Source organism: Denitrobaculum tricleocarpae, assembly GCF_007004665.1.
Lineage (GTDB): Bacteria > Pseudomonadota > Alphaproteobacteria > Kiloniellales > Kiloniellaceae > Denitrobaculum > Denitrobaculum tricleocarpae.
Map to the genome: position 1 here is coordinate 549069 of NZ_ML660052.1, position 19602 is coordinate 568670.

Sequence of the window (19602 nt, forward strand, 5' to 3'; positions counted from 1 at the left end):
AATAGACGAATGAGTGACGTTAAATTCAGTGAAGATCACGAGTGGATTCGTGTCGAGGGGGACGTCGGCACCATCGGTATCACGGTCTTTGCCCAGCAGCAGCTCGGCGACGTGGTTTACGTCGAGGTGCCTGAGGTCGGCACAAGTGTCGAAAAGGGCGGTGAAGTTGCCGTCGTTGAATCCGTCAAGGCGGCCAGCGAGCTCTTTGCGCCGATCGACGGCGAGGTTGTCGAGAGCAACAGCGGATTGGCCGATGACCCGGCGGCGGTCAACAGTGATCCGGAGGGTGAAGGCTGGTTCTTCAAGGTCAAGATATCCGATGCCGGACAGCTTGATGATTTGATGGACGAGGCGGCCTACAAGGCTTTCGTCGAAACGCAGTCGTAAGACTGAACGCGATCAACCGGATTGGCGGATGCCCGGCGCAAGCCGCTCATCCGGTTGACTGGAGATCGAGCTGCGACCGGGCGGGGGCGAGACACGGGCCCACGGCATTTTGGTGGCTGGCTTTCACGAGATGATAGAGGAAACAGGTTCATGGCTGACGCGGTAACTTCGCTGAGTGAACTCGAACAGCAGGATGAATTTCTGCGCAGGCACATCGGACCGGATGAGGCGCAGGTCGCCGAGATGCTGGGGTACCTGAAGATTGAGTCGCTGCAGAGCCTGATCGAGAAGGCCGTGCCGGATTCGATCAGGAACGACGGCCCTCTGGCCATGAACCAGAGCCGCAGCGAGACGGCCATTCTCGCGCGCATCCGTGAGATCGCGGACAAGAACAAGGTCTACAAGTCCATGATCGGAATGGGTTACCACAATACCCATACACCAACGGTCATTCTGCGCAACATCCTGGAGAACCCGGCCTGGTACACGGCTTACACGCCCTATCAGGCGGAGATTTCCCAGGGCCGACTGGAAGCCATCCTCAATTTTCAGACCATGATCGCTGATCTGACCGGGATGGAACTGGCCAATTCTTCGCTGCTGGATGAGGGCACCGCAGCCGCAGAGGCCATGACCCTCTGTCAGCGGGTCGGCAAGAGCAAAAGCAACCGCTTCCTGGTGGATTCCGACTGTCATCCGCAGACGATCGACGTGCTTCGGACCCGCTCGAGCGCTCTCGACATCGAGGTGGTGGTCGGTGATCCGCGCGGTGCTGACCGGGACGCGGAGGTTTTCGCGGTGCTGCTGCAGTATCCGGGCAGTTCGGGCGAGATTCGCGACGACCGGGATGTGATGGCGGAGTTCCAGAGCCGCGGTGCGATGGTGGCCGTGTCGGCGGATTTGCTCAGCCTGACGCTGTTAACGCCGCCGGGTGAGCTGGGCGCCGACGTCGTTGTCGGTACCTCACAGCGCTTTGGCGTGCCGCTGGGTTTCGGCGGCCCGCACGCCGGGTACATGGCGGTGCGTGACAAGCATAAGCGTTCGGTCCCGGGCCGTCTGGTCGGCGTCTCCGTGGATTCGAGCGGCCGTCCCGCGCTTCGCCTAGCCCTGCAGACCCGCGAGCAGCATATCCGCCGGGAAAAGGCCACCAGCAATATCTGTACGGCACAGGTCCTGCTTGCCGTGATCGCGAGCATGTACGCGGTCTATCACGGTCCGCAAGGTTTGAAGATCATTGCAAAGCGCGTCCATCGTCTGACGGCGATCCTGGCTGAGGGGCTGCGTCAGGGCGGCGTCGATGTCGAGACGAAACACTTCTTCGATACCATCACGCTGAAAGTTCCCGGGCGTGCGGCCGAAGTGGCCGGGAAGGCCCGTCAAAACCAGGTCAATCTGCGCGAGGTCGATGGCGATACCCTGGGTATCGCACTCGATGAGACGACGACCGCAGCCGACGTCGAACTGCTCTGGAAGATCTTCGGTGCCGAGGGATTGAGTGTCGCCCAGCTTGACGGGCAGACCGCCGATGCTCTGCCACAGACGCTGTTGCGCAGCTCGGATATCCTGACCCACGAGGTCTTCAACCGATATCACGCGGAAACCGAGATGCTGCGCTACCTGCGCAAGCTGGCTGACAAGGACATCGCGCTCGATCGGGCCATGATCCCCCTTGGCTCCTGCACCATGAAACTGAACGCGACCACCGAGATGATCCCCATCACCTGGCCGGAGTTCGGTGCGATCCATCCTTTCGTCCCCATGGACCAGGCGGAGGGATATCTCGAGCTGATCAAGGAGCTCGAGGACATGCTGGCCGAGATCACGGGCTATGATGCGGTCTCTCTGCAGCCGAACGCCGGATCGCAAGGCGAATACGCCGGTCTGCTGGCGATTAAGAAGTATCATGAGAGCCGTGGCGATCATCAGCGTGACATCTGTCTGATCCCTTCCTCCGCACACGGCACGAACCCCGCAAGCGCCGCTATGGCCGGGATGAAAGTTGTGGTGACCAATTGCGACAGTGACGGGAACGTCGACGTTGACGATCTGCGCGTGCGGGCGGAGGAGTATTCGGACCGCCTTGCCGCGTTGATGGTCACCTATCCCTCGACCCACGGCGTCTTCGAAGCCCGTATCACCGAAATCTGTGAGATCATTCATGATCACGGGGGACAGGTCTACATGGACGGCGCGAATCTCAATGCCATGGTCGGTGTTGCGAAGCCGGGCAGGTTCGGCTCGGACGTTTCGCACCTCAATCTGCACAAGACCTTCTGTATTCCGCACGGCGGCGGTGGTCCGGGTGTCGGCCCGATCGGCGTGGGCGCGCACCTGGCGCCCTTCCTGCCGAACCACTCACTGGTCGCCGAAGCCGGACCGGAAAGCGGCGTCGGCGCTGTTTCTTCCGCGCCTTGGGGCTCCGCGGGGATCTTGCCGATCTCTTGGGCTTACATCGCGCTGATGGGCGCGGACGGCCTGCGCAGGGCAACCGAGGTCGCCATTCTGAGCGCGAACTACATTGCCAGGCGTTTGGAGCAGGCTTTTCCCGTGCTCTATACCGGGGCCAACGGGATGATTGCACATGAGTGCATCATCGATCTGCGGCCGATCAAGGATCAGACCGGTGTGACCGTCGACGACGTGGCCAAGCGACTGATCGATTATGGCTTCCATGCGCCAACCATGTCGTTCCCGGTTGCGGGGACCCTGATGATCGAGCCGACGGAGTCGGAATCGAAGCAGGAGCTCGACCGCTTCTGCGACGCCATGCTTGCGATCCGCGCGGAGATCGCCGAGATCGAAAGCGGTAAGACTTCGCACGATGACAGCCCGTTGGCCCACGCGCCTCATACAGCCGAAGATCTGGTCTCTGACCAGTGGAACCGGGCCTACAGCCGGGAAGCGGCTGTCTATCCTGTCGAGTCTCTGCGCGCCGCGAAGTACTGGCCGCCGGTCGGGCGGGTCGACAACGTCTATGGTGACCGCAATCTGGCCTGTTCCTGTCCGTCGATCGAGAGTTATCGCGACGCCGCCGAGTAGGGGTCGCGCTATCACATGGAAAAGGCCCGCCGGATCCGCTTCGGCGGGCCTTTTCATTGCTAAACTCAGCTTGGAATTTCGGCTCCGTCCCAGGCGAAAACCTTGCCGCTGTCCTCAACTGTCAGACCATCGATCACGCGTAGAAGGTGATCGGCGGATAGACTGGGTGGGAAGAGCTTGCCGTCCGGCACGCCGCGCTGGAAAGGCTCGGACAAGGCGGTATCGACCGTTCCCGGATGAAGCCCTATGCAGAGCGCGGAAGCGTTCCGCCGGGCGAGTTCGATCGCTGAGCACTTGAGGAACATATTGAGGGCTGATTTGGAGGCGCGGTAGCTGTACCAGCCGCCAAGCTGATTGTCCGAGATACTGCCGACACGTGCGGAGAGCGCGGCGAAGACAGCTTTCTGATCCTTTGCCAGCAAGGGCAGGAAGTGCTTTGCGATCAGGGCCGGGCCCATGCTGTTAATCCTGAACGCTTGCTCCATCGACTCCGCTGTCAGGGCTCCCCAGGTTTTTTCCGGTTGCACTCCGCTGCCCTGATGCAACATGCCGGTCGCGACAAAGACCAGATGCAAAGGCCCGCTTGCCGCTGCGAGATCCGCCGCAGCCCGGATGCTGTCTTCTTGGGTTAAATCAAGATGACCCGGGACGATATTCGGACTGCCGGCGTGGTTCGTACTCCGTCGGGAGAAGGCAAAGACCCGCTCGATTTTAGGATGGTCCTGAAGAGCCGTGACGACCGCGTTGCCGATGCCACCTGTTGCGCCGACGACCGCGACGTTCAGACTATCGCCGAAGGATTCGAGTTTGACCATGTTTCGCCCCTGGACCGCATTTGCTTGAATTCTGGAATGGAAAGAGCCCCGCCACAGGAACTATGGCGGGGCTCTCTAAATCCAAGGCCCGATACAAACGGTCTTTATCAGGCTAGGCGGCGGAATCCGGTTTATGCAGCTGTCCGGCGCGCCTTGATCTTCTTATAGACCACCGGGATGATCGAGAGGACGGAGAGACCCACCAGGGCAACGATGACCTCGGGGGTCAGGGCATTGGCCGGCGAAAAGCTGTCACCACGATCAAAGACGCTGCCAAGACCGGCACCGATCGAGGCGAAGACGAAGGAGCCCGGAATAATCCCGATGAAGGTTGCCGCCGCGAAGGTACGCAGTTTCACACCCAGGAAGGCCGGCACCAGGTTCACTACAACGAAGGGGAAAAGCGGCACCAGGCGCAGGACCAGCAGATAGCTGAAGGCATTGTCCTGAAAACCCGCTTCCATCTTCTTCAACCAGGGGCCCGCTTTGGCCTTCAGGAAGTCGCCGAGCGCCGTGCGGGCTGCCAGGAAGATACCGACCGCGCCCAAGGTGGCGGCTAACACAATCGAGGCCGTTCCAAAAATGCTGCCGAAGAGAAAACCGCCGGCAATGCTCAGAACCGCGCCGCCGGGCAGCGAGAGGGCCGTCGCAACGGCGTAGATGGCGATAAAGAGAGCCGCCGCGGCGACAACGTTGTTTTGGGTGAAGCTCATCAGAACTTCCCGGTTCTCACGCAGCGCGTCGAAGCTGAGGTAGTCGTCGATACCGAGAGCAAAGGCCCCCGCAATGGCCGCGAGGATCGCGACAATCGGTGCAAAGCGTTTCGCCTTCTGAGCAAAACCGCGCCGCGGCTGATTGATGGTCGTCGTACTCATTGTTTCGTTCCTTGTGTTTCCCGGAGGCTGCACCCTGCTGGGAGCCCCGCCGCGTTCTATAAGCCGTCACTATCAGGAGGCTGGGGGCGGCTGCCTAAGGCAGCCGCTGCATGAGACCGACCACCGTCTTGGTGCGGTCAGAGAAGAGGGCAGGCGTGTAGTAGGCACCTGCGACGCGTTTGGAGACCTCGCCAAGCGTCGGATAGGGGGCAATGATCCCCGCCATATCAGATGCTTTGAGGCCCTTTTGCACGGCGAGTACCCAGGGCAGGATCAGTTCGCCCGCATGCCGCCCGACGATGGTGGCACCCAGGATCTTGCCCTTCTTGCCGATGACGGCCTTGATGAAGCCGTCCGTCGCGCGTTCGGCTCTGGCACGGTCGTTGCCGTCAAAGCCGAAACTGACCGCCTTGGCTTCAATTCCCTGTTCCTTGGCGGCGGCTTCGCTGAGACCCACATGCGCCAGTTCAGGGTCGGTATAGGTCACCCAGGGGACCGCCTTGACATCGACCTTTGAAGGCAGATTGAACATGGCGTTCCGGATGACGATCCCGGCGTGATAACCGGCAACGTGGGTGAACTGAAAGCTGCCGGCCACATCGCCGATGGCGAAGACCCGCTTGTTCGAGGTCCGCAGCCGTTGATCGACTTCGATACCACGCGGCGAGTAGTCGATGTCCGCCTCTTCCAGACCCAGGTTGGCGACGTTGGCCCGGCGCCCGACCGCAAGCAGCAGGTGGGAGCCATCGACGCGTTCACTCTTGCCCTCGTGGCTGACCAGAACCGACACGCCGTTGCCTTCACGGATCACGCTCTCGACCTTGGCCTGCTCGCGGATATCGATACCTTCCGCGATCAGCCGTTGCCGGACCACGTCCACGGCCTCGGGATCGTCGTTGCCCATGATCGAGAGGCCTTCGACGACCGTGACCTTGGCGCCGAGACGGCGGTGTGCCTGCGCCATCTCGATGCCGATCGGGCCGCCGCCGACGATGATCAGGTGCTCCGGACGGTCGGTCAGATTGAACACCGTTTCATTGGTCAGGTAGGGAACCTCATCCAGACCGGGGATTGGCGGGACGAAGGCCGAGGAGCCGGTCGAGACGACAAAGCGGCGGGCTTTGACGATAAAGTCACCGGCCTCGATCTCGTTCTTGCTGATGAAGCGGCCTGACGCCTGGATCACCTGAACCCCGAGACCCTCGAAGCGCTCGACCGAATCGTGCGGTGCGATACCACCAATCACGTCATGGACGTGGGCATTGACCTTGGCAAAGTCGATCGCGGGCTCATGGCCGTTGACACCGAACTTCCCGGAGGTGCGAACCATCTCGGCGGCTTCGCCTGCGGCGATCATCGCCTTGGAGGGGACACAGCCATAGTTCAGGCAGTCGCCGCCCATTTTACCCTTTTCGATCAGGACGACCTTTGCGCCCATCTGGGCGGCGCCCGCTGCGACGCTCAGTCCGCCCGACCCGGCGCCGATGATGGCGATGTCGGCTTTGATGACCTGTTTCTCTGACATTGTCGTGTCTCCTCACTCGATACGGTTATGCTGGGTCGGCCCGGAAGGGATCAGCCCTCGACGACCAGCTTGTAGTCAGGCGTCGGATTCAAGGGGCAGGAGAAGACGTACTCACCGGCCTTCAACGTAATCTCGTAATCCTTGGTGGTACCCTGGGTCAGGCCGCCGCCGGAAACGCTCGGCAGGCTGGCGCGATTGACGAGGCCGTCACCGCGCACCCAGAAACCCAGTGCATAGGGAACGTTCTCGTTCTTGACGCGGAAGATGTACTTTCCGGGCTTGAGTTTCAGGACTTCGGAATTGGCTAGGCGTTCGGCACCGGTCTTGCTGTTGATCTCGTTGCAGTCTGCCTTGCTGTTGGAGGTGTAGCCGTGGTCCTTGCTCTCGACTTCGACGAACTGGCAGGCCGTCTGGGTCAGCTCGATGACCTGGACTTCATCTGCGGCCTGTGCCGGCGCGGTGAAAGCTGTGGCCATCATGCCGGCGGCGATCAGGGAACTGGCGTAAAAACTCTTGGTCATGGTCTCTGTCTCCGATTTGTTCCGCTTTCTGCGGAGAGTGTTTTTTAAGGCTGTCGTTCAGTGACAGAACTGAGATAAGGGCGTCGAAACCAGGTTTGAAATACTGATCAGCTATATGATTCATAGCTGGCGGCTATAAAACGCCTTGAAATCGCACAAAATTTCACGATCCTGTGAGGCGCGGGCCGGTTTTCGTGAGGTTTTGGCTATGGAAATGCATCAGGTGCGCTATTTCCTCGCGGTTTGCGAGACGCAGAACTTTACGCGGGCGGCGGAATCCTGCCGTGTCGCACAGCCCTCGTTAACCAAGGCGATAAAAAAACTGGAAGAGGAACTGGGCGGCGAGCTCTTCCGGCGGGAACGCAACCAGACCCAGCTGACCGACCTCGGGCGGCTGATGAAACCCCATCTCTCGACCATTTTTTCCGCGACCACAGCCGCCAAGGCTGATGCCGATGATTTCAAGCTGAGCGAAAAGACGACGGTCAGTCTCGGCGTCATGTCCACCATCGGGCCATCGCAGATGATCGGTTTTATCAGTCAACTCAGATCAGAAGTGCCTGCGCTGGATCTGAATATCCGTGAAGCTTCGGGGTCGGCACTGGTGGAGGCTCTGTTGGAGGGTGAGATCGATATCGGGCTGATCGGCTTGCCCGAGCTTCCGGATCGCCTGCGGGCTCTGCCGCTCTATTCCGAGCGCTATACCATCGCCTTCGGCAGGGGGCACCGTTTCGAGCAGATGAATGCGATTCCCTTGAAAGAACTCGACCAGGAAGATTATCTGGTGCGGGTCCACTGCGAGTTTTCCGATCACTTCGACGCACTTGGCGGCCGGAAAGAGCATCAGGTCAAGGTGCGCTATTCCTCGGAACGTGAGGATTGGATTCAGGCGATGGTCCTGGCACGTTTAGGCTGCAGCGTCATGCCGGAGTTCTTGCCAACCATGCCGGGGATCGCTCTGCGTCCGGTCACTGAGCCGGAGGTGTCGCGCACAATCTCACTGGTCACCGTCGCCGGCCGGCGGCATGCACCTGCGGTGGAGATCATGACTCGCCTGGCGCAGCGTCATGTCTGGCCTGGTCAATAAGCACACGAAAGCGTTGCAACCGTCCCTATGTGAGAGGCAGTGACAGGACGGCCCGCAAACCGGGTGCATTGTCTTCCAGCCGCAGCGTGCCGCCATGAAGCTTGGCAACCGCTGAGACCAGACTGAGGCCGAGACCATTGCCGGGTGTGCTGCGGCTGGCCTCCAGGCGATGAAAGCGCTCCAGAACCCGCTCACGATCTGCTTCGGGAATCCCCGGGCCCTGATCGGTGACGACGATCTCGGCGTTCTTTGAGGCCGCCTCATCTGCCGTCTCATATCTGAGCGTTAAGGTGACACAGGAGTCCGCAGCGGAGAATTTCAGGGCATTGTCCGTCAGATTGGCGACCGCCTGGAACAGCAGGTTGCGGTCACCTTTGAGAAGGATGTCAGACGTAAGGTCCTGTTTCAGCTCGATCCCCTGTTCTTCCGCCAGCGGCTCGTAGAGTTCGCCGACATCCTGCAGCAGGGCTTGAAGCTCTAGAGGCTCGAACTGGGCTTCGGTTGCGCCGGCCTCGGCCTGGGCAATGTTGAGCAAGGCGTTGAAGGTCTTGAGCGTGTTGTCCGCCTCCTCGATCGCGCTTCGGATGGCATCCCGGTAGTCTTCCGGATCGGCATGCCCGATCAGGGCGGATTCGAGACCGGTGCGCAGCCGGGATATCGGTGTGCGTAAGTCATGGGCGATGTTGTCGGAAATCTCACTCATTCCGGCGAGCAGGCGCTCGATCTGATCCAGCATGGCATTCAGGTTGCCTGCCACCTCGTCGATTTCGTCACCGCGTTCGCCGATAGGGATCCTGCGGCTCAAGTCGCCGGCCATGATCTCCCGGCTGGTTTCATTTATGCTGTCGATCTGTTTCAGAAGGGATCGGCTCATTAGAACGCCGCCGACCAGAGATACGCCGATGGCGATGACGACACCCCATATCAGAGTGCCTCGAATCGACGCGGCGATCCGGCTGCGCTCTTCGATATCGTGTCCGACCAGCAGGTGAAACCGGGGACCCAGGTCGAATATCCGGGCCCGGCCGAAGTTCGTACTGCTGCCTGTGTCGTCCGGATATTCGAGACGGAAGGTAATCCAGCCCTCTGAATCGGGCTTTTCGTCAGGCCAGCGGGAGAGGTTGCCTGCAATCCGCTCGAAGGAGTCGTCGGCAAGAATGTAGAGCCCGCGGGAAGCGCCGGCCGTGGCGGCGCGGCGCTCGATTGCCTGAACCAGACCGATCAGCCCACGCTGATTGAACTGCTCTGCCAGGCCGGTGATCTCAGCATTGATGGTGCTGTCGATCTGCCGTGTGACGGATTCCGTCGCAGACCAGTAGATAAAGCCCAAAAGCCCGAGCACGGAGGCGGTGAAAAGACAAAGATAAATGACCGCGAGGCGGAAGATCCGCGAATGGAAGAGGCGGCGGTTGTAAGATCTGGTCGCAGGGCCGGTTCCGGGCACAGCGCTTAATCCGGATCGCGCAGGGAATAGCCGGCGCCCCGGATGGTGTGCAGCAGGGCAGGCTCGAAGTTCTTATCGATCTTCTGCCGCAGGCGGCTGATATGAACATCGATCACGTTGGTTTGCGGATCGAAGTGGTAGTCCCACACGTTCTCCAGCAGCATGGTGCGGGTGACGACCTGTTCGGCGTGGCGCATGAGATATTCAAGCAGCCTGAACTCCCGGGGTTGCAGTTCGATCATTTGCCCGGCGCGTTTGACCTGTCGCGCGAGTAAATCCATCTCGAGGTCGGCAACCCTCAAACTGGTTTCGACGACCCGGCTCGCCGGACGCCGCAGCAAGGCCTCTACGCGGGCCAGAAGCTCCGAAAACGCAAAGGGTTTTACCAGGTAATCATCGCCGCCACTGCGCAGGCCTTTGACCCGGTCGTTGACCCCGCCCAGAGCGCTCAGGAAAATGATGGGGGTGTCCTTCTCCGCTTTACGGAGTGTCTCGACGATGGACAAACCGTCAAGTTCCGGAAGCATGCGGTCAACAATGGCCAGATCATAGTCTTCGCCGATCGCCCGCACCAACCCATCTTTACCGTCATGAGCGACATCAACAAGATAACCCTTTTCGCCCAGACCCTTGGAGACATATGTGGCGGTCTCGCTGTCATCTTCAATAATCAGAATACGCATGGCTCTTCGATTCTTGCGGCTTTGGGTTTGACACCCTCAATCGTCCTTTCTGCGGGTCCTGCGATGCAATAGCGCTTTGGTCGCGCGCGCCGTTTGACGCGCATCAGATTTGAGGGCTTCTGTCCGGCAGTCAAGCAATTAGGGCAGTCAGCAATGTTGGGAACGTCACGCAGAGTGAGAAGCAAAAAAAATGGCGGACCCGGTTCGGGGGGTAAGACCGTCACGGGTCCGCCGACTCACCCCGGCTGGGGGGAAGTGCTATGGCCGGGGATGAGCTTGTCGCTGTCGGAGACGTTTCAAGCGTTGTCGAGACGCAAGGCCACAAAGCTCTCACGATCCGCCCGCTGCAGGCCAAGCGTGACGACCGTGACCTTTTCTTCTCTGAGCTGGTCGATCTCACCAGCTAGTTCTTCTGCCGAAGAGACCGGGTCCAGTCCGACACTCAGGATTACATCGCCCGGAAGCAGTCCCTTTTTCTCGGCTTCGCTGCCAGGTTCGACGTCAATGACCAGCACGCCATTGAGCGTATCGGCGACCGAGAAACGGTCGCGCAGATCAGGCGTCAGATTGCTGAGCGTGATGCCTGTCTCGTCAAATGCGCGCTCCGAACTGCCTGCCGCCGGATTCGGAGAGGACGCCAAGGACTCCTCGCTTGGTTGCGCGGCGGTCGTGACCCGGAGAGTCTCGGCTTTCTTGGCACGCCAGACTTCAAGTTCCAGGGTCGTGCCGACGGGGGTGAAGGCGACGGCGCGCGGCAAGTCGTTCACGGATTCTATGACGGTGTCGCCCCATTCCAGGATGACATCACCCTGCTTCAGGCCCGCCGCAGCCGCCGGACTGCCGTTCTCGACGGCTGCGACCAGCGCGCCGGTCGGCTTCTCCAGGCCGAAACCCTTGGCAATGTCGTCAGTAACACCCTGGATCCGCACGCCGAGCCAACTGCGGTCGACCTGACCGTCGTCACGCAGGTCTTCGATCACTGCCGCTGCCAGGTTCGACGGGATCGCGAAACCAATACCCACGTTTCCGCCGTTCGGCGAGAAGATCGCCGTGTTGACGCCAATGACTTCGGACTCCGAGTTAAAGGCGGGGCCACCCGAGTTGCCCGGATTGATGGGCGCATCGATCTGCATGAAATCGATCAGAGTACCGCCCGGCAGATCCCGGCCGCGCGCCGAGATGATGCCCGCCGTGACTGAACCGCCAAGACCGAAGGGGTTGCCGACCGTGAGTACCCAGTCACCCACGCGCGTCTCGTCGGAGTTACCGAACTCGACGAAAGGCAGGGGATTGTCCGCGTCGATTTTCAGAAGCGCGAGATCGGTCTTGGGATCCTGACCGATGAGTTCCGCGTCGTAGTTCCGTCCGTCGCGCAGTGTGATTTTAATACTGTTGGCCTCATCCACCACGTGGCTGTTGGTCACCACGTAACCTTCCGCGTCGATGATGAATCCCGAACCCGCGCCGCTCACCCTCTGCCGCGGCCTTTGCGGTTGCCCTGGACGGTCGCCGAACTGACGGGGCTCGAGAAATCTATCGAAGAAGTCGTTGAAGGGATGCCCCTCGGGAAAGGGCGAGCGGAAGTTCGGGGATTCTCCGCGCTCGCCACCGCCCGGACTGGCACCGGAACCCCGCTCGCTAATGGTCGCGATGTTTACCACCGCCGGTGAGACATTATCGACCAGATCGGCGAAGCTGTCGGGGGCCGACCGGGCCTGGGCAATACTTGCGGAGGCGACCAGAATGAGCGCCATGCCCCCTGCGATGGCGGTTTTCTGGCCAAACTTGGCTCGAATGAGAAAACGAGAGCAAAGAATCTCAGCGGTCGAATGGCTCATTTGCAGTCCCTCACGCTTAGGATCGAAACAGATTTACTCAGGGAGACACCGGAATGCCTCGCGTTGTCTGGTTCACTACAAGTAGGGGGGCACGCGTTACGACCGCCTTTCGCGTAGATTAAACTTTCGTAAGGTTCGTTTCATGCCCCTGCAGGCAAAGAAAAAAGCCTCCCGCCGAAGGACAGGAGGCTTTTTTGCCGGAGCGGGACTATCCGCTCAATCAGTGCAGCTTTTCGCCGAGTTCACCGATGGCGCGGTCCATGATAGCGCCTGACTGAGCCGCATCGAGGTTGGACCGCAGTAACTGTTCCGTGGCGGCTACGGCAACGTCGACGGCCTTGTCGCGCACCTCTGCCATCGCCGAGGCTTCGGCCTGAGCGATCTTCTCCATAGCGAGCTGTTCGCGGCGTGCCAGCGATGCTTCCAGATCGACCTGAGCCTGCTCCTGCAGACGTTTCGCCTCGGACTTCGCGTGGGCGATGATCTCCTCGGCTTCAGCAAGAGCGTCGCGCTGTTTACGCTTATACTCGGCCAGAGCCTTCTGAGCTTCCTCACGCAGGGTCTGCGCGTCCTCGATGTCTTTGCGGATTTTGTCTCCGCGGGCATCCAAGCTGGCCGTCACCGACTTCCAGCCCATCTTGTAGGCCAGCGCCAGGAAGAGGACCAGCGCGACCGCGACCCAAAAGGTTTCGCTTCCAAACATCAGCTGGCGTCCCCCATGGCATCGTCGACGGCCTTGCGGACCGTTGCCTCGTCAAGCTTGGCACCGATCAGGCGATCGGTTGCCGCAGCTGTCACCTCGGTGGCGACCGCTGTCAGGTTCTGTAAGGCCTCGTTCCGCGCAGTGGCGATACGCCCTTCGGCTTCCGAAATCTTGGCGGCGAGTTCCGCGCCGAAAGCCTCTTCCCGTTTGGCGGCTTCCGCAGCCATTTCGGCTGACGCTTCCTTGAGAGCGGTTGCCGCAGAGGAACGAGCGTCGGCGATTGCCTTCTCATACTCGGCGAGCACCTGCTCCGCTTCGGTTTTCAGCTTTTCAGCCTTGGCGAGGTCATCGTCGATCTTGTCCTGCCGCTCTTCCAAAACCTCTGCGATACGGGGCAGCGCGATTTTGGACATAAGCAGGTAGAGAATGACGAACATCACGACCAGCCAGAAAATCTGGCTCGAGAATGATGACGGATCAAATTGGGGCATGGGTCAACGCGCCCTAACTACCAGGTGATGGATAAAACGAATGCGCCCGACCAGCAGGCGCCTGGATCGCAAGAGGCTTCCCGTCGGGAAACCTCCGCCAAATCCGTTTCGCCTTAACCGAAGAGCACCATCAGTGCGACAAGAAGCGAGAAGAGAGCAATAGCTTCGGTCACGGCAAAGCCGATCCAGATGCTTGCGCCGATTTCGTCCTTGGCGGCCGGGTTGCGTGCAATGGCCGAGAAATAGTTGGCCCAAACGTTACCGACACCGATACCGGCACCGATCATACCAATGGTGGCCAGTCCGGCACCGATAAGTCTTGCAGCTTCTGCTTCCATGTTTCCAGCTCCCTTAACGCTGAATGAGGTTGGATTGAATTGGTTTGAATTTAACCGTGACGACTTGTGAGATCTCTCCGCCGCGCCTAGTGCATGTGAATGGCGTCGTGCAGGTAGATGCAGGTGAGGATTGTGAAGATGTAGGCCTGGAGCGCGGCAACGAGGAATTCGAGCGCCGTGATACCGACCAGAAAGGCCAGCGGCACGATCCCGAAAACACCCAGCGCGATCACAAATCCCGCGATCACTTTCAGCAGGACGTGGCCGACGACCATGTTCGCGAACAACCGGACAGACAGGCTGAGCGGGCGCGAGAGGTAGGAGACCAGTTCGATGGGTACGAGGATGACCGCCGTCCAGAGCGGAGCACCGTGCGGGAAGAACATGCGGCAATAGCCGAGCCCGTGGCGCGCAAATCCGATTGCGGTGACACCGAGGAAAATCACCGAGGCCATCACGAAGGTCACGATGACGTGGCTGGTGAAGGTGAAGGATCCCGGGATCATGCCGATGAAGTTACCGAAGAGGACGAACATGAAGATCGTGAAGATGAAGGGGAAGTATTTGCGTCCCTCGGATCCCACGTTGTCGCGCAGCATGTTGGCGACGATCTCGTAGCAGATTTCGGCACAGCTCTGCCAGCGGCCGGGTACCAGCGCGCGGCCGCGCATCGAGAACACGAGAAAAAGGGTCACAGCAGCCACGGTTGCCAACATCGCAGCTGACGAGTTGGTAAACGAGATATCGAAGCCGCCGACCATCGTCGGCTCGCCGCTCAATGGCTTGATCGTAAACTGATCGAGTGGGCTTTGCTTTTCGCCTGCCGCCACGACTTTCCCCTCTAACCCTCTTGACCGTTGCCAGCGTCCTTAGACTGCTTGGCAAGCCGCGTTTTCCTGTCGAGTTCCCGTGCAACCCGGATCAAATTCGTAAAACCCGCGCCGCATCCCAGGATGAAGAAGACGATCAACATCCAAGGTTTCGTTCCAAGCCAGTTATCGAGAAGCAAACCGATCCCGACACCAACCGCCAAGGCTGCAATCATCTCGACGGCAATTCGAAAACCCACGCCTACGTTGTTGGCCCCGCTCTTCCCGGAGTTGTCCAAACCCCGGTCCTGATCGTGACGCGTACGCGCGGCTTTCAGTCGCTCATCTAGTTGCTTCAGTGACGATCGATCGTCGGGCTCTGTCATTCGCAGGCGCCTTGTAATCCGCCATCTTCAGCTCATGCTGCACCCCGAAAGGCGCGCGAAACATACGGGGTGCTCTTGGGGGCTGTCAAGGATGAATCCCTAAGGGATTAAGACGTTGAATTACAAAGATATTGTGTGTTTGGAGATGGCCCTTTAGGCGGTCTCGCGGATGCCTTCGGCAGCTTCCAGATCCACCGAAACCAGCTGGCTGATTCCCCGCTCACTCATTGTGACCCCGAACAGGCGGTCGACACGGGCCATGGTCATGCGGTGATGGGAGATGACCAGGAAGCGGGTAGAAGAATTCTGGGTAAGTTCTTCAACCAACGAGCAAAAACGGTCCACGTTAGCGTCATCGAGCGGGGCGTCGACCTCGTCGAGAACACAGATCGGCGCCGGGTTGGTCAGGAAAACCGCAAAGAGAAGAGAGAGCGCGGTCAGAGCCTGCTCACCACCCGAAAGCAGCGACATGACCTGTAGCCGCTTACCCGGAGGGCTCGCCATAATCTCCAGACCGGCCTGCAGCGGGTCCTCCGCCTCGGTCAGTTTCAGGTGCGCCCGTCCACCGCCGAACAAACGGACAAAGAGTTCCGAGAAGTGGGCATCGACGACCTCAAAGGCCGCAAGCAGGCGTTCGCGTCCTTCTTTGTTGAGACTGGCAATACCCTGGCGCAGACGCGAAATCGCTGAAATCAGATCGTTTTTCTCGTTCTGCATCCCGGTGATCTGCTCGTCCAGCTCCTTGGCCTCGGCTTCGGCGCGCAGATTGACGGGGCCTATGTTTTCGCGCTCCCGGCTCAGGCGTTCGAGTTTGGTCTCGATGTCATTGCGGGCCGGCAAATCCTGGCTCGGGTCGAGTTCTGCGATCTCCAGCACCTCGTTCAGCCCGCAGCCCAGCCGCTCCCGGACACGCTCCGTGATGGTCTCCAGGCCCAGATTTGCCTGAGAAACGGCCGATTCGGCGCGCACGCGGTCTTCTCTTGCGGCTGCCAGCGCCTGTTCCGCTTCTTTCAGTGCCCGGTCGGCCTCGGCCTGACGGGTTTCGCCTTTGGCCAGGGCATCTGCGGCGACCTTGCGCTTTTCTTCCGCCTGTTCGATCAGGTTTATCAGGGCATCGCGTTTACCCTCCAGCTCGACAGGCTTGGCGGCCCAGACTTCGATTTCCTGCTGGGCGCGCTGCTGGCGCTGATCGAGATCGGCGATGTGTACGCCTGATTCTTCAGCCCTGCGAATCCAGGTCTTCTTCTCGTTTTCGATCGAAAGCCGCCGCTGAGCTCTTGCTTCAGCTTCCCGCAGAAGACGCTCAACCTGTGAATGCTGCGCGGCGAGGTGGCTGCGCTTCTCCGCAAGATCGGCGCGCAGTCCGGAGAGCCGGGCACGTTCGGACTCCAGATCCGGCAATTCAGCCTGGTCCTTTTGAGCCGCTGCCAGCGCCTCGGCGGCTTCCTTGAGATCGGTCTCCAGACGCTCCGCGGATTCTTCCAGAGCTGCGAGCCTAGAGGTGATGGTGGCTGATTTCTTCGCCAGATCGGCCTGCCGGGTCCGCGCCTGGTTCACGCTGTTAAAAGACGCGTTCATGGCCCTGCGGGCTTCGCGCTCACTGCCCTGTTGCTGTTCCAGTGCCGTCCGGGTCTCGTCGCGCGTGACCTTGGCCGTCTCGCTCGCCTGCGCCGCCGCGTCGTATTTGGACTTGAGCTCGCTCAGACGGTTCCGCTGTTCGAGACGCACGGCTGCCGCACTGGGGGCGTCCGCCTTTATGATCAATCCATCCCAGCGCCAGAGATCGCCTTCTGCCGTCACAAGACGTTGGCCGACGGCCAGTTCCTGCTGCCGTTTCAGCCCCTCAGCGGCATCTTTCACGATACCGATCTGTGTGAGGCGGCGCGCAAGGGGGCCGGGGTTGGTCACCTTGGCCAGCAAGGAGGCGATTCCCGCCGGGAGCTCAGGCCCTCCGCTGAGGGGCGGCAATTGCGCCCAGTGAACCGCGGCATCCTGATCGGTCGAAGCTGCCAGATCGTCGCCCAGGGATGCGCCAAAGGCTTTCTCGAAGCCGGTCGCCACCGAGACCTTATCGACAACCGGCACCCGGTTTTCGTCGTCGTCCACCGAAAGGACCGCCGAGAGCGCGGCGATCTCCGCATCCAGTTTGGTGCGGATATTCTCCTGGGTTTGGTAGTCTTCACGGGCGGCGGACTCTGCGGCTCTGGCGGCAACAAGCCGCTGCTCGCAGGCCTCGGCTTCCGCCCGGCAGGCCTTCATATGCTCCTCGGCCTCCGCAAGAGTGGCTTCGGCGATACCCAGTTCGGTGTCCGCTTCCCGCACGGCCTGCATGCTGTCGCGCTGTTTCGCGATGCTTTCGGCCTGCTGTTTCAGGCGCTCATGGCGGCCGGTCAGATCGGCGATGTTACGCCTCAGGGCATTTGCATTCGCTTCGTCACCGGCCACCCGCTGCGAGAGATCGCCCAGTTCCTGTTCGCTGAGGGTAACCTTTTCGCTGGCCAGCTGACGCTGTTGCTCAGCGGCTTCATGGGCATCCTTTTCGCCTTCTGCCGCCGCGATCAGCTCGCCGCGCTCCTGCTCCAGGCGTTCCTGGGCGTTGGCGGCGTCGCGGTCGAGCGATGCGGCCCGTTCCCGGTCCTGCTTGATCTGCTCCAGGCGCTGCTCGGCCTCGGCCTTTGCATTTTTAGCCTGATTGACCTCGCGGTCCAGGTTTTCGCGGTCGACCAGAAGCCTTTGCAGGGCCGCAGCGGCCTCTGCTTCATCCTGCCGCAGCTTCGGCATCGCCGCGACGACATCCACCTGTGCGCTGGAGCGGGCCGCGGCATTTTGCGTGGCATGACCGACCGAAAGCTCGCAGGCACGCAGCTTGGCCATGCTGTCCTCGACCTCCTGACGCGACGATTTGGCATCCAGGTGGAAAAGTATGGCTTCGTTGCGCCGGATATGATCGGCGATGTTTCGGTAGCGTGAGGCCTGGCGCGCTTGCTTTTTCAGGCTCGCGAGCTGGGCTTCAAGGGTAACGATCACATCGTCGAGGCGTTCCAGATTGGTTTCCGCCGCGCGTAGCCGAAGCTCCGCCTCATGCCGCCGGGAGTGCAGGCCGGTAATACCCGCCGCTTCTTCGAGGATCGCCCGGCGATTGGTCGGCTTGGCGTTGATGATTTCGCCGATCCGGCCCTGACTGACCAACGCCGTCGAATGGGCGCCGCTCGAGGCGTCGGCAAAGAGAAGCTGCACGTCGCGGGCTCTGACGTCTTTGCCGTTGACCCGGTAATTGGACCCGCCGCCGCGGGTGATGCGCCGGATGACCTCCAGCTCATCACTGTCGTTGAACATGGCGGGGGCTTTGCGCTCCCGGTTGTCCAGGTGCAGCGAGACTTCGGCAACGTTGCGGGCGGGGCGGGTCGAGCTGCCGGCGAAGATGACGTCATCCATCTCGCTGCCGCGCATTTTCTTGGCCGAGGTTTCGCCCATGACCCAGCGCAGCGCTTCGACGAGATTCGACTTGCCGCAGCCATTCGGGCCGACGACTCCGGTCATACCGCGCTCGATCAGCAGATCGGTCGGATCGACAAACGATTTGAAACCGCTCAGGTGGAGCTTCTTAAATTGCACCACGCCCGGAATATTCCCCCGAATTTAAGTCGTGCGGCACGAACCGGTTGGCCCGCCCGCACGTTCCCAGGCCTTAAAACTCAGGCCTCATCTTCCAATAGTCTGTTAAATGCCGTGAAATCCAGGGCACCCGTTACGAGGCGGCCGTTCACCAGGAAGCTTGGAGTCGAATTGACATCGTACTCGGTGTTGGCTTCCGCACGGCGCGCCAGAATTTTGTCCATTTCGGCTTCATCGTTGAAGCACTTTTCAAACTGTTCCTGATTGATGCCGGCCAGCGCCGAAATCTGTGCCAACGCCTTGGTCGGATCGGCGGCGCGCGCCCACTGTTGCATGGATTTCATCAGGATTTCGATGAAACCGAAATGCCTGTCCCCTTCCAGGCAGTTGCTGACTGCGGCGGCGCGTAAGCCAAGGCCGTCGAGCGGGAAGTGGCGGAAAACCAGCTTCGCTCTGCCGGTGTCGATCCACTGCTTTTTCAGTTCGGGATAGGTGTTTGCATGAAAGGATGCGCAATGCGGGCAGGTCAGCGACGCATACTCGATGATTGTAATCGGGGCATCCGGAGAGCCGACAAAGCGATCGTCGTCGTACAGCGGTACCTCGTCCGCCTTCGCCGAGGGGATCCGAAGTCCTAAAGAGCTGCCCACGGCCAGTGCCGACACAGCGGCCGTTGTCGTCAGTATCTTCCGTCTATTCATTACTCATCCACCATATGTTGTGTATGCTAGTGACGCTCATCCGATTCGACAAGCGTCCTCTTCTCGGACATCTCCGCCGTAGTCGAACGCTGCAATATGGCGGTATTTGGGCGTTCAGAGGTCATCTGTCCAGCAGAGATATGAGCCTCCCTATCACTAAATCTGGAGAACGACCAGAGTGTTTAGGTCACGCACTCGAAAAGTGAGACGGTCCTGAGGGTAAGATTTCGTTTTCTGGTATGGAGTTAGAAGCTGAGCGATACTTAAGCATCGTGACCGGCGGCATGACGCCGTTCCAGAACGTGGGAGCTTATCGCCTGAAAGGCCGCTATCTGGAGCGATTTC

The 19602-nt window shown here is 60.3% G+C and carries 17 protein-coding genes; 3 read left to right on the forward strand and 14 right to left on the reverse strand.

Annotated features, from left to right (window positions below):
- Positions 1 to 9: 9 nt before the first annotated feature.
- Positions 10 to 387, forward strand: coding sequence for a glycine cleavage system protein GcvH (gcvH, locus tag FKG95_RS02495; protein WP_142894719.1), 378 nt, complete (start codon positions 10 to 12; stop codon positions 385 to 387).
- 150 nt (positions 388 to 537) lie between these two features.
- Positions 538 to 3426 carry an aminomethyl-transferring glycine dehydrogenase gene (gene gcvP, locus FKG95_RS02500; RefSeq protein WP_142894720.1) on the forward strand — a complete coding sequence of 963 codons (2889 nt, stop codon included), beginning with the start codon at positions 538 to 540 and terminating at the stop codon, positions 3424 to 3426.
- Between the two features lie 65 nt (positions 3427 to 3491).
- On the opposite strand, the gene FKG95_RS02505 is transcribed toward gcvP, so the two are convergent.
- The 4 genes from FKG95_RS02505 to FKG95_RS02520 form a co-directional block, all read right to left on the reverse strand.
- Positions 3492 to 4241: an SDR family NAD(P)-dependent oxidoreductase gene (locus tag FKG95_RS02505; protein ID WP_142894721.1), complete on the reverse strand. Its 750-nt coding sequence runs from the start codon at positions 4239 to 4241 to the stop codon at positions 3492 to 3494.
- A 131-nt stretch (positions 4242 to 4372) separates the two neighbouring features.
- Positions 4373 to 5116 (reverse strand): TVP38/TMEM64 family protein, encoded by a 744-nt coding sequence (locus FKG95_RS02510; RefSeq protein ID WP_142894722.1) that lies wholly within the window; start codon positions 5114 to 5116, stop codon positions 4373 to 4375.
- Positions 5117 to 5210: 94 nt separating this feature from the next.
- Positions 5211 to 6641 carry a dihydrolipoyl dehydrogenase family protein gene (locus FKG95_RS02515; RefSeq protein WP_142894723.1) on the reverse strand — a complete coding sequence of 477 codons (1431 nt, stop codon included), beginning with the start codon at positions 6639 to 6641 and terminating at the stop codon, positions 5211 to 5213.
- Between the two features lie 50 nt (positions 6642 to 6691).
- Positions 6692 to 7162 (reverse strand): hypothetical protein, encoded by a 471-nt coding sequence (locus FKG95_RS02520; RefSeq protein WP_218940045.1) that lies wholly within the window; start codon positions 7160 to 7162, stop codon positions 6692 to 6694.
- 208 nt (positions 7163 to 7370) lie between these two features.
- Here FKG95_RS02520 and FKG95_RS02525 point away from each other — a divergent pair, with 208 nt between their 5' ends.
- Positions 7371 to 8249, forward strand: coding sequence for a LysR family transcriptional regulator (locus tag FKG95_RS02525; protein WP_142894724.1), 879 nt, complete (start codon positions 7371 to 7373; stop codon positions 8247 to 8249).
- A 25-nt stretch (positions 8250 to 8274) separates the two neighbouring features.
- Here FKG95_RS02525 and FKG95_RS02530 read toward each other — a convergent pair whose 3' ends face one another.
- The 10 genes from FKG95_RS02530 to FKG95_RS02575 all read right to left on the reverse strand — a co-directional run bounded on the left by FKG95_RS02530 (position 8275) and on the right by FKG95_RS02575 (position 19257).
- A complete protein-coding gene (locus FKG95_RS02530) occupies positions 8275 to 9693 on the reverse strand; it encodes a sensor histidine kinase (RefSeq protein ID WP_218940046.1) in 1419 nt (472 codons plus the stop codon).
- A 5-nt stretch (positions 9694 to 9698) separates the two neighbouring features.
- Complete coding sequence (locus FKG95_RS02535) at positions 9699 to 10376, reverse strand: response regulator transcription factor (protein ID WP_142894725.1); 678 nt, start codon at positions 10374 to 10376, stop codon at positions 9699 to 9701.
- A 296-nt stretch (positions 10377 to 10672) separates the two neighbouring features.
- Complete coding sequence (locus FKG95_RS02540) at positions 10673 to 12214, reverse strand: DegQ family serine endoprotease (RefSeq protein ID WP_142894726.1); 1542 nt, start codon at positions 12212 to 12214, stop codon at positions 10673 to 10675.
- Between the two features lie 220 nt (positions 12215 to 12434).
- Positions 12435 to 12917, reverse strand: coding sequence for a F0F1 ATP synthase subunit B (gene atpF / locus FKG95_RS02545; RefSeq protein WP_142894727.1), 483 nt, complete (start codon positions 12915 to 12917; stop codon positions 12435 to 12437).
- Positions 12917 to 13408, reverse strand: a complete 492-nt coding sequence (locus FKG95_RS02550) for a F0F1 ATP synthase subunit B family protein (RefSeq protein ID WP_142894728.1) — start codon at positions 13406 to 13408, stop codon at positions 12917 to 12919. The genes atpF and FKG95_RS02550 overlap by 1 nt, the downstream gene beginning before the upstream one ends.
- Before the next feature lie 113 nt (positions 13409 to 13521).
- Entirely contained in the window at positions 13522 to 13746 is a 225-nt protein-coding gene (locus FKG95_RS02555) for a F0F1 ATP synthase subunit C (RefSeq protein ID WP_142894729.1), read from the reverse strand.
- Positions 13747 to 13832: 86 nt separating this feature from the next.
- The gene (locus FKG95_RS02560) at positions 13833 to 14576 is read right to left on the reverse strand and encodes a F0F1 ATP synthase subunit A (protein WP_142894730.1); all 744 of its coding nucleotides are present in this window, start codon (positions 14574 to 14576) and stop codon (positions 13833 to 13835) included.
- An 11-nt stretch (positions 14577 to 14587) separates the two neighbouring features.
- A complete protein-coding gene (locus FKG95_RS02565) occupies positions 14588 to 14941 on the reverse strand; it encodes an AtpZ/AtpI family protein (protein WP_142894731.1) in 354 nt (117 codons plus the stop codon).
- Between the two features lie 153 nt (positions 14942 to 15094).
- The gene (gene smc / locus FKG95_RS02570; protein ID WP_246116661.1) at positions 15095 to 18559 is read right to left on the reverse strand and encodes a chromosome segregation protein SMC; all 3465 of its coding nucleotides are present in this window, start codon (positions 18557 to 18559) and stop codon (positions 15095 to 15097) included.
- 77 nt (positions 18560 to 18636) lie between these two features.
- Positions 18637 to 19257, reverse strand: coding sequence for a DsbA family protein (locus FKG95_RS02575; protein ID WP_142894732.1), 621 nt, complete (start codon positions 19255 to 19257; stop codon positions 18637 to 18639).
- Between the last annotated feature and the right edge of the window lie 345 nt (positions 19258 to 19602).